Origin of the sequence: Campylobacter sp. BCW_6889, assembly GCF_001762535.1 — a bacterium.
Lineage (GTDB): Bacteria > Campylobacterota > Campylobacteria > Campylobacterales > Campylobacteraceae > Campylobacter_D > Campylobacter_D jejuni.
The window spans coordinates 1-627 of sequence record NZ_MJWZ01000009.1; the positions used below are offsets into that span (position 1 = coordinate 1).

Annotated in this window: 1 protein-coding gene; it reads left to right on the top strand. The window is 27.9% G+C overall.

All coding sequences use genetic code 11. From position 1 onward, the window contains the following. Window positions 1–555: hypothetical protein (locus AJ939_RS01055; protein ID WP_070283376.1), on the top strand; the 555-nt coding region annotated here is incomplete at its 5' end. Between the last annotated feature and the right edge of the window lie 72 nt (window positions 556–627).

The following is a 627-nucleotide window of genomic DNA, read 5'->3' on the forward strand; positions in this document are numbered from 1 at the left end:
GCAGAACTAATTATAAAAGAAGAAAAGTTGATTGATACAGATTGGTATCCTTCTTATAAACATGCAGGAGAATACCATCTTACTATGTGGTTTGATTCTGATAATAATAAATATGAAACTTTCTATGTTGAAGACCAAGGAAGTATTAGACTTAGTTATTCTTTTGATAATGAAAAAGAAGCAATTGATAAAATGCTACAAGAAAATTATCGGCATAAATGCTACAATAGGAAAGATATTAAAGAAAATATCACAAAAGAAGCAACATTAAGAATTATTAAAGAAGAAAAGTTAGAAGTGATTTGGTATGATGAAGCACTTAAACCTTTATGCGCAGGTATTAAACATGATAAACAAAGAGATAAATATATTTCTTTTATCACTAATGCTAAAGCAGAGCTTATAGAATGGAAAAGTATTGAGTTTGATGGGGAAGTTGTTGTATTTTTAGAAAAATACAATTACACTTCTACCTATAATGATGAATTTATAGCCCTTTATGCTCTTATCAATCGTGCTAGAATGATTAAACAAAATAGAATTAGCTTTGTGTAAATGTTTCAAGGTTAGGTTTTATCAAACAAATACCATAATAAAGGATAGAAAATGACAAGAGAACAAGCAGAA